This is a genomic window from Frigidibacter albus, from assembly GCF_009908165.1.
Classification (GTDB): domain Bacteria; phylum Pseudomonadota; class Alphaproteobacteria; order Rhodobacterales; family Rhodobacteraceae; genus Frigidibacter; species Frigidibacter albus.
In genome coordinates, this window is sequence record NZ_JAAAUC010000001.1 from 285,858 (window position 1) to 301,510 (window position 15,653).

General features: G+C 67.7%; 8 protein-coding genes. All 8 read left to right on the plus strand.

Going from position 1 to position 15,653, the window contains the following annotated elements; genetic code table 11:
• Nucleotide 1: 1 nt before the first annotated feature.
• The 8 genes from GVY41_RS01290 to GVY41_RS01325 all read left to right on the plus strand — a co-directional run bounded on the left by GVY41_RS01290 (nucleotide 2) and on the right by GVY41_RS01325 (nucleotide 15,592).
• Nucleotides 2-2,128, plus strand: a complete 2,127-nt coding sequence (locus GVY41_RS01290; RefSeq protein WP_161342599.1) for a hypothetical protein — start codon at nucleotides 2-4, stop codon at nucleotides 2,126-2,128.
• Nucleotides 2,125-3,153 carry a hypothetical protein gene (locus GVY41_RS01295; RefSeq protein ID WP_161342601.1) on the plus strand — a complete coding sequence of 343 codons (1,029 nt, stop codon included), beginning with the start codon at nucleotides 2,125-2,127 and terminating at the stop codon, nucleotides 3,151-3,153. The genes GVY41_RS01290 and GVY41_RS01295 overlap by 4 nt, the downstream gene beginning before the upstream one ends.
• A 4-nt stretch (nucleotides 3,154-3,157) precedes the next feature.
• Nucleotides 3,158-6,958: a hypothetical protein gene (locus GVY41_RS01300; RefSeq protein ID WP_161342603.1), complete on the plus strand. Its 3,801-nt coding sequence runs from the start codon at nucleotides 3,158-3,160 to the stop codon at nucleotides 6,956-6,958.
• Nucleotides 6,958-10,326, plus strand: coding sequence for a WD40/YVTN/BNR-like repeat-containing protein (locus GVY41_RS01305; RefSeq protein ID WP_161342605.1), 3,369 nt, complete (start codon nucleotides 6,958-6,960; stop codon nucleotides 10,324-10,326). Before GVY41_RS01300 ends, GVY41_RS01305 begins: the two co-directional genes overlap by 1 nt.
• A gap of 211 nt (nucleotides 10,327-10,537) precedes the next feature.
• A complete protein-coding gene (locus tag GVY41_RS01310) occupies nucleotides 10,538-11,584 on the plus strand; it encodes an ABC transporter ATP-binding protein (protein WP_170301076.1) in 1,047 nt (348 codons plus the stop codon).
• Between the two features lie 4 nt (nucleotides 11,585-11,588).
• Nucleotides 11,589-12,542, plus strand: coding sequence for an ABC transporter substrate-binding protein (locus GVY41_RS01315; RefSeq protein ID WP_161342607.1), 954 nt, complete (start codon nucleotides 11,589-11,591; stop codon nucleotides 12,540-12,542).
• A gap of 9 nt (nucleotides 12,543-12,551) precedes the next feature.
• The gene (locus tag GVY41_RS01320) at nucleotides 12,552-14,225 is read left to right on the plus strand and encodes an ABC transporter permease (RefSeq protein ID WP_161342608.1); all 1,674 of its coding nucleotides are present in this window, start codon (nucleotides 12,552-12,554) and stop codon (nucleotides 14,223-14,225) included.
• A 335-nt stretch (nucleotides 14,226-14,560) separates the two neighbouring features.
• Nucleotides 14,561-15,592 carry a PstS family phosphate ABC transporter substrate-binding protein gene (locus GVY41_RS01325; protein ID WP_161342610.1) on the plus strand — a complete coding sequence of 344 codons (1,032 nt, stop codon included), beginning with the start codon at nucleotides 14,561-14,563 and terminating at the stop codon, nucleotides 15,590-15,592.
• Nucleotides 15,593-15,653: the final 61 nt, after the last annotated feature.

Genomic DNA, 15,653 nt, shown 5'->3' on the forward strand with positions numbered 1-15,653 from the left:
CATGGTCGCGCGAGGCAAGTTCTTTCTCTACGACAGCATCGTCCCGGCGCTGGAGGCCGGGGACTACACGATGACCGCCCGGGTCGGGCTCGACACCACCGGCGACGGGGTGGAGGAGGGTGACCTGCCGACGGCGCCGCTCGCCACCCATATCAACGTGACCGCGCCGCGCTTCAAGCTGCCCCCCGATCAGGCGCTGATGACCTTCCCGCCCGCCAATTCGGAAGGCGCGTATGAGGCGCGCCTGCCGCAGATCGTGCTGAAAAAGCGCACCCTCCCTTGGGACCGCAAGGCTGCCCCGACCGGCACCGTCATCAAGACCCAGACTGTGGAAGAGCGCACGCCCTGGCTGGCCCTGATCGTCATTGCCGAGGGCGAGGGGCAGGTGGTCCATGACAAGCCGTGGGAAGAGTGCATCACCAACGGCGTGCTGCTGACCGGCCGGGTCGATACCCCGCGCGCCAGCTATCTTTCGGTGCCGCAATCGACGGTGGACGCGATCTTCCCGACCATCGAAGACCTCGCGATGCTGACCCATGTGCGCGAGGTGAACCTCGACGATACCGAAGCCGCGATGGGCGATGATGACGGCTTCCTTGCGGTGGTGGTGGCGAACCGGATGCCGCAGTTCGACAGCGTCAACTGCAAGCCCAAGGCCTATACCGCCTGCCTCGTGAACCTCGAGGGCCAGCTTGATGCGCTGCCGGTCAAGTCTCCGCCCCGGACGTTCTTCCATGTCTCCGATGTCTTCCTGAATGACACCGTCGCCAGCATTGCAGGCGCGGCCATCTCGGGCGCCGCCGTGCCGCTGATAACGCATGGCGAGCCGCGGACGCTCGATGCAAGCAACCGCGATGCCATGCTGGATGCGGTGCGGCGCGGCGAGGTGGTGTTCCACGAAGGGGCGCTGATGGACCGGGCGGCGATCGGCGCCGATGGCGGCGCGAACCGGCTGGGCACGATCAGCGCGGAGGATTTCCTCGACGGTAACTTCTCGACCCTCGCCAGCGGGGCGGCGGTCAGCCAGTCCATGCGCGTGGCGGGCACCTTCCGCGCCTTCGAGTTCCCGTTGGAGCTGGTCACGTTCGAGCGGTTCTTCCGCTTCCCGGTGCTGACCTCGTGGCGCTTCACCTGCGCCGGGGATGGCAGTTTCGAGCAGTTGATGCGCAACCTCGATGTCGGCCTCCTCGGCACCAAGGCGGAAGGCGGCTACAAGCGCCCGCTCGCGGATTGCGTGCCGCAGGCAAGCGGCGCCGATCCGGGCGCGGCCCCGGTCACGAAACTGCCGCTGGAGATTGCCGAGACCGGGCATGTCGGCCTGCCGCACCTGACCCGCACCGGTGCGCGCGAGAATTCGTGGTATCGCGGCCCGTTATCGCCCCACCAGCTTTTGCGCGACCCGCTTGCGTCGGACGCACCGTTTCCGGTGCTGGCCCATGTCAGCGACCACCTGCGGATGATGACGCCTGATGGGCGCGAGGATGTGTCGCTTGCCGTCGCCTTCGAGACGGGGCGTCTGATGGCCATGTCGCAACCCTCCTTCGTGGCCGCGCTGATGCGCTGGCGCGACGAGGCGTTCGGCGCAGCCCGCGCCCGGCAGGGGCAGAAGCTTGCCATTGCCGACAGGCTCCGCCTGCTCGACCGGTTCGTGGATGCCGCGATCCTGGAGAAGTTCGACACCGCGCTGGCCTTGGGCAATCTGGGGCGCGCGCTGGAGGGCAGCCTTCTGGGCGTGATCGAAAGCCATAGGCTTCGCACCGTCGGCAACCCGCGCCCGCCGGTGGACGCGGCGCTGGAGATCCCCGAGCTTCGGGGCGATGTCACCCGTTTCACGGCCGAGGGGCTTGGCCTCGGCGCCGACATCATGGCGCTGATCGCCAAGGCGCCAGAGGACCCGCGCGTGATGACCATGCTGCAATCCACGCAGCCCGGCCTTGTTGCCGATACCCGCCTTGAGCTGGACACGAAGGTGACCGCCAGCATCGAGGCCACGCTGGAAACCGGGCTGGGCGTGCTGGCCTCCGTCGCCGTCGGCGCCGAGAAATTCGACCTTCAGACCGTCGAGCGCCTGAAGGAGATGGAGAGTCTGGGCGAGTTCGAGGCCGACCGTTTCGGGAGAGACAGATGAACATATCGAGCATATCGACCTACGCAATCCTCAGCGCCGCCCTGGCGGACCGCGCCTTCGTCGCGGGCGGCAATACCGAAACCCCGACCATCGCACCCGAGAACATCCTGCGCTTCCTGGCCCGGCTGCGGATGCTGGAGGGCGTTCCCTTCAACAACCTCGTCCCCGACGCGGACCTGCTGCCCAACGAGTCGATCCGCTTCTTCTTTCTCGACCGAGCCTGGACCGATGCACTGGTGCAGGGCGCGCTGAGCGTCGGCACGGGCAACACCATCGAGCGGGCGCAGATGGAGCGGCTGTATCCCAAGATCGAGGCAGAGATCGACGATGCCGAGCGGCGCTATCGCGCGCCGGGAGGGGAGCCGCTGCTGGGCGGCACCGCCGGGCTGGTCACCGGCTTCGTGATGCGCTCTGCCGCCGTTGCCGGCTGGCCGGGCCTGCATGTGCGCGCCTACCGCAGCGAGCCTGCGGACAACGATGAAGAGATCGTGGCGGAATCCGATGCCAGCCGGATCAAGCTGCTGCGGCTGGAACGGCTTGCCCCCTCGGTCCTGCTGGCGCTGTTCGACGGGGTGCCGAGCGTGCTGCATATCGAGGAGCCGCGGCAGGGCGTGCAATATGGCGTGCGGATGGAGCCTTCGGCGGGCGGGCAGTGGAAGTCCTTCGTGCCGGCGCGCAACGTGCAGACGGCGGGCTATGTCAACGCCGCCGGCAACGCGGTGGACACGTCCTTGCAGGCGGCCGAGATCCCGGTGGCGTTCCGGCGCGGCGCGGCCGGGGTCATAGACATGACCAACACAGCACGCAATTTCGCCGCCGCCACGGGCACGGGGATGAGCAATGGCCCGGCCGACCCGGTCGATGGCGCCGAGTTCGCGCTGCAGATGATCCGCTTCCCCTACCGGCAGGTGTTCGCACAGTCCGAAACCAGCCCTGGCATCCAGAACGATGCCTTCCGGCCCACGGCGTTGACCGTCTCGCAGGGCTACACGCGTCTGCTGGACATCAAGATCGCGGAGGGTTGAAAGGATGGCCGTGATCGACCCCAAGGTGATGGACGCGGTCCTGTCGAAGTCGAACTGGTCGATGGCGGCAGAGCTGACGCAAAAGGCCTTCGGCGCGTTCGAGGTGTTCACCCCGCATTTCGCGCTGCCCGACCCGGCATTGGTGGTGCCGGTGGATGTGCAGGCGCTCTACGTGCCCGTCTCGCATTCCGAACGCTATGTGAAGCTGCCGCTGGAGCTTGGCGGCCCGGCGGGCGAGGACAAGCCGGTTGATCCCTTCTCGGCCCCTGTCGTCCGGCCCGCGGGCATCCACCTGCACTGGGCGCTGCCCGACGGGCTGCTGCGCGGCGAGCTGCGCGACGATCCGGGTGCGCCGATGCCGATGCGGGCACTGCCGAACCGCTGGCTGGTGGTGCGGATGACCGGGCCTCAGAAGGCCCGGCGGCTGGACCTTGCCGCCTGGGTGATCGAGTCCGAACGGGGCAAGGTCTGGCGGCTGGACGAGTATCCGGACGGTCCGGCAGAGGGCGATGGGGACGAGCTGGAGCCCACTGAGTTGGACGGGATCATCGGCGGCTCTCCGAACTGGACGGCGGTCTATGATGCGACGCGCAACCGCTTCGCCTTCCACGACCCGCTGGCGGGTGTCGATGCCGGGCGCGTCACCACAAAGCTGGCCAGCTATGTCGTCATCGGCTGGTGGTCGCTGCGCACCAATGATCCGCTCGCGTCGAGCTACTGGCCTTTCGCCGTTTCTCGCCGCCTGTCGGAGTTCGGCTGGACCGCCTCGACCGCGCCTATGGGGCCGAAGCCGGCCTTCCAGCCGCAAGCGGTGAAGCTGGCCGCCACGCGCGAGGCGGCAGGCTTTTCCAGGCAGGTCGATGTGCGCAGTGCCCTGAAGCTGTCCGCCTCGCAGGCGCCGCTTGCGCGCGCCTTCAACGAGGTGCGGTTCGACATGGTGGGAATGCCCGGCTTCCTGACCCGCTATGACACGCTGATGCATGGCTGCGTCTATGGCGTGCCGCTGACGGGTGGCATCGGCAAGGATCTTGCGCCCAAGGCCGCGGCCATCGACCTCTCGATGGCCCCGACGCTGGAGCGGCTGATCGCGGCGCAGGCGGCCAAGGGCCTTGGCATCACTGCGCGCAGCAAGCGCGAGTATTTTGAAAGCCTGCTGACCTCGGTCGCCAATTCCTCGATCCTGACGCTCGGCGACCGCGACGGCGTGGTGAAGCTTGACGAGGCGGAACATGCCGACGGGTTCGAGGCGTTCCGCGGACCCGAGACCTATGAGGATGTCATCGTCGAGCGGTCGCAATCGGCGCTGAAGGCCGGGCGGCCCCTGCGAACCAAACGCGCGGCCAAGGAGTCTGGCGCGCCGATCAAGGCCGAGGTGATCTGGAAGGGCACCCGCACCGGCAGGTCCACAGCCTCGGAATACGAGATGCGGCAGACCGCCAGCGATCTGTCGCGCAAGATGTTCGGCGGGCCCATCAGCAATGACGCGCCCGTCACCCGCCGCGTCGCGCGCCCGGGGCCGCGCTATCACCGCGCTGTTGCCCCGGTGGTGGGGCTGCGCAACTTCGGCCGCACCAACCGCTTCAGCGATGGTCGCTTCGATGACGGCGCGCTGGTCTGCCGCTGGACCATGGAGCTGGTGACGGGATTTGGCGAGCGCTACAAGGCGGCGGACTACCTGCCGCTGCTGCAGGCCAGCGCCTTGCCGGCGCTGACCAACACCCTTCTGCAGCACTCCTATCTCTACGACCCCTACATGATGACCTGGGCTTTCGCGGCCATCCAGCAGGTGGTGCCCGCGAAATACGCTGCCCCGATGCAAAGCCGCCTGCGCGGCGAGATGGCGCTGCGCTATTCTGCGGACGGCGTCTATGACGGGGTCGCGCCGGTGGCGCGCGGCAGCGGCACAACCTCGGCCATGACCAAGATGGGTATCAGCGAAGAGCTGCGCCGCTTCTCGCTGTTCGAAGGGCGCGACCCAAGCCCGGTGGGCATCACCAGCTGGGCGCAGCCCTGGTGTCCGGTCTGGCTGGAATGGGAGGCGGTGCTGGAGCCGGGGCTTGCCCTTCAGGGCTGGCTGCTGGACCGGGTGGAGTTCACTGGCGCGTCCGAAACCGACGGAAAGACCCTCACGCTGCGCGGCCGCGCCGCCATCACCTCGGGTCTGGCGAAGTCCTATCAGGCGGTGATCGAAAGCTACCTGATCGCCGAGAACCAGCGGGATGCCGCCGGGGCGGGCGAGATCGCCGAGAGCCATGAGGCGGCGCTGTCCGACCTTGCGGCCTTCCTGCGCGAGGCGGATCTGGGCTCGGTCACGCTGGACGCGGTGAGTGACGCCTGGCTGGCGGTGCAGAACGGCCCCGACGGGCGCGACATGCCGGTGGCGCCGGAGGTGGCCGATGCGCTGAAGGCGCTGGGGCTGCCGCGGCTGGTGGCCAGCGGCAAGCTGCAGCTGGCGCGGGCGCGGATCATCGACAGCTTCGGGCGATTCCGCGACCTTGCGGCAGGCGGCATCACCCTGCCGGTGGCGCTGGAAACCACCACGCGGACCGGCGCCAGGGCGATGAGCCTGCCGCCGCGCCTGTCGCTGCCCGCGCGGATCATGTGGCGGTTCGTCGATCCCGCCGATGCCGGGCCGGCCCCTGCCGAAGGGCGGCTTGATCAGGCGGAGCCGGCGAATACGGTCAATCCCATCGCAGGCTTCATCCTGCCCGACTTCATGGACGAGTCGATCGAGGTCTTCGATCAGACCGGCACGCCGCTTGGCGAGGTCCTCCACGACCCCGTGACCGGCGGGCTGATCTGGGAGGGGGGCGTCGGCCGCGAGGGCCCCGCCGTGACCCTGCCGGAACAGGGGCTGCCGCCCTCGGCGCGCCTCTGCGGGCGCATCGCGCAGGGGATGATCGACGCCGACATCGCGCAGCGGGCCAATGCCGAAACCGCGGACAAGGAAAGCCCGCTCAGCGCCTTCCTGCGCGCCGTGGACACGACGATGTGGAGCGTCGATGCCTCGCTTGCCTTCGCGGGTGCGACCATCGCGGGACTGGTTGGCCGCCCCGTGGCGGTGGTGTCGACCCTGCTGTGGCTCGACATCCCGCAAGAGCTGTCGCTGACCGGGGCTTTCGGCGCGAACGCGAATGCCATCCGTGACATGCTGATCCGCGAGGCCGTGTTCGAGGCGGTCAAGACCCAGGCCTTCGAGGTGCGGCTGGGGGAGCTCGCCAAGGGGTATGACGGGCTTTACGGCTATTTCATCGGCGAGGATTTCCAGCATTTTCACCTGGTCGAGAAAGAGGTGGGCCGGGCCGCGCGCCTCAACGGCTCGGGCCAAGGCTTCCGGGCGCTTCTGGGCACCATCGCCGCACAGATCGGGACCGACCTGTTGCCCGCGCTCAGCCCGATCGACTGCCCCTACATCATTGCGAGCGAAGCGCTGCCCCTGCACTCGGGCCAAAGGGTGCGGCTGACGCTGCTGATGCACCCTTCGGCCCGAGTCCATGCCACCACCGGCATTCTGCCGCGCAAGTCGCTGGAGCTGGTGCGCGACTGGGTGGCGCCCGGTCTTGGCCGCATCGCGCCCTCGGCGCGGATCGGGCCGGTGATCATCGACCCCGACAAGGTGCGCCTGCCCAAGATCGCGGCTTTCGGTGCCAACCAGACCTGGACGCGGCGCGACGGCCCGCTGACCTGGCGCGACGATCCGATCCTGTCGGCCACGCAGGCGGCGCTGCTGCCCGATGGGCGCGTGACCCTGCAAGAGGGCTACATCCGCATCGCGCCGGCGGACACGGAAGAAGGGGGCGGCTGATGGCGCGCTATGACTGGCCAAGGGAGTTCACCAAGTCCCCGGACCTGCTGGCGCAGCGGGCGGAGCGAACCGCCGCCCGGCGGGAGGTTGGAACGCCGCCGGCGCTTCTTGGCGACCTGGCGGCGCTGAACGATGTCATCCAGACCAACTTTGATCCCGACCGGATCTGGATGCCGCTGGGCCCCTCGATCCTGACCAATGGGCAGGCGACGGGCAACCCGGTCGTCTCGGGCCGGGCGCGGGCGATCAAGGTCAGTCCCAACGGCCAGCGCGTCTATGTCGCCTCTGCCAATGGCGGCGTCTGGTACAGCGCCGACGCGGGTGCCAGCTGGGTGCCGGTCGGGGCATGGGGCCTGTTGGCGACGACAGAGAGGTCCAACCTGTCGCTGACCATCGGCGAGATGGACGTGCAGTTCGGGGTCACCGGCGGCAATGATGATCCGGACAAGGATGTGGTCTATGTCGGCACCGGCGAAGCGCGCCCGGTGCTGCTTGCGACGCCGGGGGGCAAGTCAGCCGGGATCGGCGTCCTGCGGCTCGAGGGGACGATCACCGCTGCCGTGGCCGCACCCGGGACGAACCCCTGGCAGCGCGAGGCCCGCAACCTGACCGGGGCCGGGATCTTCCGCCTGACGCATGACCCGGCGGCGGCGCTGTCCTTCGGCGCAGCGGGCGCGAATACGCTGGTGGCCGCAACCTCGAACGGCCTGTGGGCGCGCAGTGGCGGGTTTGTAGAGGGCGCGGACTGGACGCGCGTGAACCTCACCCCCTCGGCCTTTGACGCCGACGATGGCCCCTATTGCCCGGACGTGGTGTGGAACGACAAGGGGCTTTGGGTCATCGTTGCGGGTGGCAGGGCAGAGGATGGGCTCTGGCGGTCGACCAATGGCATCGCCGGGCCCTTCGCGCAGATCACCCTACCAAATCTGGAGGCGGGCAACCGCCTCAGCCTTGGCCCCGCGCGCCACGCGACCGACCGGATGTATGTGCTTGGCAAGAGTCCCCCGGCAGTCGCCGGAACAAGAGGCTATGCGCATCTTTGGCTGGTGGATCTGTCCCATTCCACGGCAGCCGCGCGCGAGGTGGCCAATTTTCCCGTCGGGCTTTTCACCGCGGATGCAAAACGGGTGGGGGCCAATCTGGTCATCGACAAGGATCAGGCGGATTACGATCAGGCCATCGCGGTGACGCAGAGCGCAGGCAAGGACATCGTGATTGTCGGCGGATCGCTGAAATCCTCGGGCGGTGGCTGGAACGCCTCGCTGTTCCGGCTGACGGTCACCGGCACTGCGGGCGCGAATGACCTGACGACTGACTTCGTGCCGGCCAACCAGACCGGCGGGGCAGCGGACGCGAGCTATATCGGCTCGGGCATCCACCCCGATGTCCACGGGGTCACGCTGAACGGCGGCGACATCTGGGTGGCTTGTGATGGCGGGGTGTTCCGGCGCAACGCGGCGGGCCTCGTGCGGGCGCTCAATGCCGGGCTTGCCACATCGGAGCCGGGCTTTGTCGCCTCCCATCCGACGCTGGATGGCCCGATGATCTGCGGCACCCAGGACAATGGCGCCATCCAGCGCGTCGGCGATACGGTCTGGAGCCTGCGTGCGAAGGGCGACGGTGGCGGCTGCCTCTACCATCCGACGAAACCGCACCAGCTGGTGCTGCAATATGTGCGGGCGAACTGGAAGTTCCAGCCCGCCGCCACCCCGCTTGGCCCCGTGCTGCGCCGCGTGGGCGTAACCAACGCCAGCGAGGATACCGAGAACCTTGCGGCGTCTTTCTATTCCCAAGCCGCAGCCGCGCGCACCAGCAATGTCGATCAGGCGCGCATTTTCACCGGGACCGACCGTATCTGGTACTCGGCCAACTGGGACATCCCGGCAAACCCCATGACTTGGGTGACGATCCCCAGCCGCACCGATCCGTGGAGCGCGGTGAATGCGGCCTACAATTCCGGACAGGACGCCTTGAAGGAAGGCGGATCTCCAGACCATGTCATCGCGATCGACATCCTGCGCGAGGGCGATCTTGCCAACAATTTCGACGGACAGGCGATCCTTGTGCTGTGCCAGCGGACGGTGCGCATCTTCCGCTTTGTCGCCGCGACCTCGGCCTGGACTCCGCTGGCGGATTCGATCGTCAGCGACCCGTCCGGCGCCAACCGGCGCAAAGCCAAAAAGCGCGCGGCGGATATTCCCAATCCCTTCCTGACCTACCTGCCGCGCAAGCCGGACGGGGTCTGGACCGACATCGCCGTCCATCGCACCGGGGTCGCCGGGCAGGAAACCTTCTACGTGACCACCACCGGCGCGGCAAAGGTGAAGGAGGATGGCAGCCTCGAGGGCGACGCCCATTACGACACCTGCTGGTGGTACAATGGCAACGGCCGATGGTATCCCACCGGGCTGCGCAACACCCCGCTGGATCCCGCTGCCGGCACCGGCGGATCGCCGGCCGCGGCGCATTCGGTTGTCGTTGATCCTGTCGCCAGCGGTATCGTCTATGTCGGCAATCGCATCGGCGTGTGGGAGGGCCGGATCGACGAAAGCGGCCCGCATCCGACATGGACCTGGAAGCCGGCCATGGAAGGCCTGCCGCAGGCGCTGGTCGAGGATCTGCATGTCTTCAATTCCGCCGACGGAACCTATCTGCGTGCAGCGCTGGTGTCGCGCGGGATGTGGGAGCGGGATGTCTCGGCGGTGGCGTTCTCGGTGGGGCGGACCTTCATCCGCTCCGTCTCATGGGATACCGGCCGGTCCGAGCTTCCGGCGGCGCCCAGGGACCCGGTCAGCAACGACCCGCTCGACTATCACTCCAGCCCCGATATCGTGGTGCTGCCGGCGGGGCCAAGGCCCTGGGACCCGGGGATGCCGCATGAGGCAGACCTGACGGCCGCCGTGCAACCGTCCCCCCTGGCCCGCGCCGTGCACTCTGCCTGGATCATGGTCCACCACCGGCACACCACCCCTGTCCCGGGGGCGAGCATGAACATCGACGTCTTTCTCCAGCGAGGCGCGCCGTCCGGCGCCATCAGCGGGATCGCGATCACCGCGCAGTGGCGTCAGGCGGTCCTTGCTTCGGTGGCGGGCAATGCGGCAGCAGCGGGTTTCCCGGCGGGGCTGTCGCATGTCGGCACCTTCCACCCGGCCGCGCCCGTGGATGCGGCGAACCCGAGGGCCGTCATGGTGCCCCTCGACCTCGGTTTCCCGATTCAGGGTCCGGGCCCCGACGACTACGTGGCGGTGATCGTGGTGGTAACCTCGCCCGGCAATGGCCTTTCGGTGCCCTCCCTCGCCCCGGGGGACCTTGAAACCATCGTGCGCCGGTCGGCGCAGGTGGCTGTCAGAAAGATCCGGCGCCTTTAGCCTGTTGCGGACGAGTTCGATCCTTCGCAGGGAGTTCGGCACCTCGGGTCCAGATGTCCGGGCACGGCGCGGCTGCATGGCTGTGGGCTGTCATCAAACCGTCATTCAGCGCGACTAAGGCGGGGCGACACAGAACGGGCCACAGACATTGCATCCGGAACAGACGACGGCCCTTGGGGCCGATCATGCCATTGCGGCGCATGGACTTTCCTTGGCTTACGGGCAGACGCAGATCCTGCGCGGGATCGACGTCGCCCTGCCCGGTGGCCAGACGCTTGCGCTGCTTGGCCCTTCGGGCTGCGGCAAGACCACGCTTCTGCGGTTGGTGGCCGGGCTGCTGGCCCCGACCTCGGGAGAGATCCGGATCGATGGCCAGATGGTTGCCGGCCCGGGCCTGTTCTTGCCCCCTGAAAAGCGCGGGTTGGGGATGGTGTTTCAGGACTATGCGCTCTGGCCGCACCTGACCGTCGCTGGCAACGTCGCCTTCCCGCTGGAAATGGCGGGCGTGGGCCGGGCCGAGCGCGAGACCCGCGTGGCTGCCGCGCTGGACCGGGTGGGGCTGGCCGCGATGGCCGATCGCAGCCCCTCGGCCCTGTCGGGCGGCCAGCAGCAGCGCGTGGCCATCGCCCGCGCCATCGTCGGCGAGCCGCGGATCGTGCTGTTCGACGAGCCACTGTCGAACCTCGACCGCGAACTGCGCGAGACGATGGTGGCAGAGCTTGGGGCGCTGATCCGTGGCCTTGGGCTGACGGCGATCTACGTGACGCATGACCAATCCGAAGCGCTGACGCTGGCCGATCAGGTCGCGGTGATGGAGGCGGGACAGATCGCCCAGCTGTCCGCGCCGGAGGATCTGGTGGAACATCCGGCCAGCCCCAAGGTGGCTGAATTCCTGCGGCTGGGGGCCGTGCTGCCGCTGGTGCGGGACGGGCAGGGCTGGTCGCTTGGCGGGCGCCCGTTTGGCGCGCTTGGCGGGCCGGACTTCGCCCGGGCCGAGGTGCTGATCACGCCCCGCGCCCTGCTGCTGGCCGAGGCCGGATCCGCCACCCTGACCGGCGAGGTCATGGCCGTGCAATACCGCGACACCGGCTATGCGGTGACGGTCCGGCTGGAAGCGCCGGGGGCCGCCCCCGCGCAGACCGTGCAGATTTCAAGCGATACCCGCATGCGCGTCGGGGAGCGCGTCGGGCTCAACATCATCTCCGAACGTCTGCGCTGGTTCCCGGCGCGGCCAGAACCCACCTTCGCAAAGGAATAGACCCATGCTGAAATTCACGCTCCGCGCCGGCGTCGCGGCCACCGCCCTGTTCGGCGCCGGTGCCGCCCTTGCCGATGTCACCGTCTACACCGCCGGCCCGGCCAAGCTGATCGAAGACCTGGCCGCCGGCTTCACCGCCGAAACCGGCGTCGCTGTCGAGGTCTTCCAGGCCACGACCGGCAAGGTCATGGCCCGGATCGAGGCCGAAGCCGCCAACCCGGTGGTTGACGTGCTGATCTCGGCCTCGTGGGATACCGCGACCGATTTTGCCGAGCGCGGCTGGCTGGTGCCCTATACCAGCCCGAACGCCGAAATGGTGCCGGACTTCCTGAAGACCGAAACCGCCGTGGCGCAGGGCGTCTCGGCGCTGGCCATCGCCTGGAACCCGAATTCGGGCACGCCGAAGCCGACCGACTGGGCCGATCTGGCCAAGCCGGAATACAAGGATCTCGTCAACCTGCCCGACCCGGCGCAGTCGGGCTCGGCCTTCGAACTGGTCGCGGCGCTGTCGGGCACCGAGGGCATGGGTCTGTTCGACGATCTCGCCGCCAATGGCGCGATCGTTGCCGGTGCCAATGCCGAGGCGCTGAACCCGGTGCTGCAGGGCGCCAAGGCCGCCGTCTTCGGCGCGGTGGACTACATCTCGATGGCGGGCGCCGCCAAGGGTGAAACCATCGAAGTGATCTTCCCCGAAAGCGGCACCGTCATCGCGCCGCGCCCGGTGATGATCCTGAACTGGTCGCAAAACCAGGACGAGGCGAAGCAATTCGTCGACTACATCCTGTCGGATGCCGGTCAGGCCATGGTCGCCAAGACCTTCCTGATGCCAGCGCGCAGCGATATCGCGGCGGACCGTCCGCTGATCGCCGATCTGAACATCCTGCCGGTCGACGCCGAGGCGGTCTATGCCAAGCGCGCCGAGACGCTGGACGCCTTCGCCACGACCTTCGCGAAGTAAGGACAGGTCATGGCACGGGCACGCGAAGGGGTCAGTCCCTCCGTCATCATCGCGGCGGCGGGGCTGGTTCTGGTCGTGGCCGTGCCATTCTTGTTCATCATCCTCCAGGCGATCTTTCCTGAACTCGGGCGCGGCTCGCTGGCCGCGCCCTTCTCGGCGCTTGCCGGGGCGCTTGGCGACCCGAAGCTGATCGGCATGACCGGCAATACCCTGTTGCTGGGAGTGCTGGTGGTGGCGCTGTCGGCACTGATCGCTGTACCGCTGGCGGTGGCGCGGGCGCTGTTCAAGGTGCCCGGCGCGGTGATCTGGGACGTGCTGTTCCTGATCCCCTTCATGATCCCGCCCTATATCGCCGTTCTGGGCTGGATCATGACCCTGCAACCGCGCGGCTATCTGGAACAGCTGGTCGGGTTCAATCTGGCGACCTTCCTGTTCTCGGTCCCCGGCATCGTTTTCGTGATGACGCTGAACAGCTTCCCGGTCGTCTACTTCGCCGTGTCGCGCACGCTGGAAACCGTGGGCTCGCGCTATGCGGATGTGGGGCGGGTCTTCGGCGCCAGCCCGGCGCGGGCCTTCTGGCGCATCACCCTGCCACTCTCTACCCCCGGCCTTGCGGCAAGCCTGCTGCTGGTCTTCGCGATGGCGATCGAGGAATACGGCACCCCCGCCGCCCTGGGCGGCCGCGCGGGGTTCGAGGTGCTGGTGACGGCCATCGACCTGCGCGTATCGGACTGGCCCATCGACCTGCCGGGCGCGGCCATCCTGTCGCTGGTGCTGGTGGTGCTGTCCTTCGGCGCCTTCGTGCTGCAGCGCTGGATCCTGACCCGCCGGTCCTACGAAGCGACGACGGGCAAGCCGCAGGACAGCGCCAAGCGCGACCTTGGCGTCTGGAAGCTGCCGGTCGTCGCCGGCTTTGCACTCGTTGCCTTTGTCGCCACCGGGCTGCCGCTGCTGGCGATCCTCGCCAGCGCGCTGTCGCGCACGATCTCTGGCGGGCTGGTCTGGTCGAACCTGGGCTTCAGCAATTTCTCCGCGATTCTCGGGGACAGCACCGGCGCCTTGAAGGCGCTTGGCACCAGCCTGTCGCTTGGCGTTGCTGCCGCGCTGGTTACCGGGCTTCTGGGTGCGCTGTCGGCCTATGCGGTGGTCAAATCCAAGGTGCGCGGGCGTGGGGTGCTGGACGTGCTGACGATCCTGCCCAATGCACTTCCCGGCATCGTGGTGGCGGTGGGCCTGATCCTCGCCTGGAACCAGCCCTGGCTGCCGGTCACGCCCTACAACACCTCGCTGATCCTGCTACTGGCCTATTGCTGCATCCTGCTGCCGCAGCCTGTGCGCTATGCCACGGCCGCCTTCCACCAGATCGGCGATAATCTGGAAGCTGCGGCGCGGGTCTTCGGCGCCTCGCCGATGGTGGCCTTCCGCCGCATCCTGCTGCCGCTGATCGCCCCCAGCCTGCTGGCCGCGATGCTGCTGGTCTTTGCCGTGGCAACGCGCGAGCTTGTCGCGTCAGTGGTGGTGGCGCCGGTCGGGGTTTCCACCATCTCCACCTATATCTGGCGGCAGTTCGAGCAGGGCTCGGTCGGCCTTGGCATGGCGATGGCCTTTGTCACGATCCTGATCACCACCGCGCTGCCGCTGATCGCCCTGAGCCTGATGGGGCGGCGCGGCAACCTCTTGTGACCCGGCCCGCCCCGGCTGGGCCGCATCTGATCTGCGGCCTCCACGAGGGGCGACGGGTCCGGGAGGGATTGTCTCATCCCCCCTCTGTCGCCGTCGCAGGTCCTGTGCATGCCACGTGAAGGCGAGGGGGCCGCTGGAACGTCGGCGTCTCTGGCCTCCGCGGCGAGGCCCGAATTCATGAACCACGCCGAAAGAGTCGGTCTGGGCCGCGGAATTCAGGGGTTGTCATAAAACTGTTACAAAACATGCATCCATTCGTCACGGACACTCCCTAACCGTAGGCCCGTGGTTGGGCCGCGACCTTGTGGCCTGAATCGTAACCTTAGGAGCTCTCAATGTCCTACATGAAAATGACCGCGTCGGTGCTGGCGATTGCCGCGCTCTCGGCGACTGCCGCTTCCGCCCGTGACCAGGTCCAAGTTTCCGGTTCCTCGACCGTGCTGCCCTATTCCACCATCGTCGCCGAAGCCTTCGGCGAGAACTTCGAATTCCCGACCCCGGTCGTGGAAGGTGGCGGTTCGGGCGCCGGCCGCAAGAAACTGTGTGAAGGCGTTGGCGCCAACACCGTCGACATCGCCAACTCGTCCTCGCGGATGACCAAGGGCGACTACGACCTGTGCGTCTCGAACGGCGTGACCGAGGTCATGGAAGTCCGCTTCGGCTATGACGGCATCGTCTTCGCCTCGGACATCAACGGCCCGGAATTCGCCTTCACCCAGGCTGACATCCATGCCGCCCTGGCTGCCAAGGTCGTCGTGGACGGCGCGCTGGTCGACAACACCGCCACCACCTGGGCCGACGTGAACCCCGAGCTGCCGGCTCAGGAAATCATGGTCTTCGTTCCGGGCACCAAGCACGGCACCCGTGAAGTGTTCGACGAGAAGGTGATCATCCTCGGTTGCGAAGAAAACGGCACGATGGCTGCCCATGAAGCTGCCGGCGCCGAAGATGCCGAAGCGTCCTGCATGGAGCTGCGCACCGACGGTCGTTCGATCGACATCGACGGCGACTACACCGAGACCCTGGCCCGCGTTGACGCCAACAAGAACGGCATCGGCGTCTTCGGTCTGTCGTTCTACCAGAACAACACCGACAAGCTGCAAGTCGCCACCATGGGCGGTGTTGTCCCGACCACCGAGTCGATCGCTGCCGGTGACTACCCGGTCTCGCGCCCGCTGTTCTTCTACGTGAAGAAAGCCCACCTCGGCGTGATCCCCGGCCTGAAAGAGTACGTCTCGTTCTTCGTGTCGGACGATATGGCTGGCCCGGACGGCCCGCTGGCCGCCTACGGCCTGGTTTCGGACCCGGAGCTGGCTGCGACCCAGGCGATGGTCGAAGCCGAGACCCCGATGGAAGCTGTGCAGTAATCTGCAGACCAACGGAGGGCGCCATGAGGCGCCCTCTTTCCTCTTGTGAGAACCGGATTTC

Coding starts and splice junctions, on each gene's coding strand:
- GVY41_RS01305 (WP_161342605.1), top strand. CDS start 6,958: ATGGCGCGCTATGACTGGCCAAGGGAGTTCACCAAGTCCCCGGACCTG.
- GVY41_RS01300 (WP_161342603.1), top strand. CDS start 3,158: ATGGCCGTGATCGACCCCAAGGTGATGGACGCGGTCCTGTCGAAGTCG.
- GVY41_RS01320 (WP_161342608.1), top strand. CDS start 12,552: ATGGCACGGGCACGCGAAGGGGTCAGTCCCTCCGTCATCATCGCGGCG.
- GVY41_RS01295 (WP_161342601.1), top strand. CDS start 2,125: ATGAACATATCGAGCATATCGACCTACGCAATCCTCAGCGCCGCCCTG.
- GVY41_RS01315 (WP_161342607.1), top strand. CDS start 11,589: ATGCTGAAATTCACGCTCCGCGCCGGCGTCGCGGCCACCGCCCTGTTC.
- GVY41_RS01325 (WP_161342610.1), top strand. CDS start 14,561: ATGTCCTACATGAAAATGACCGCGTCGGTGCTGGCGATTGCCGCGCTC.
- GVY41_RS01290 (WP_161342599.1), top strand. CDS start 2: ATGGTCGCGCGAGGCAAGTTCTTTCTCTACGACAGCATCGTCCCGGCG.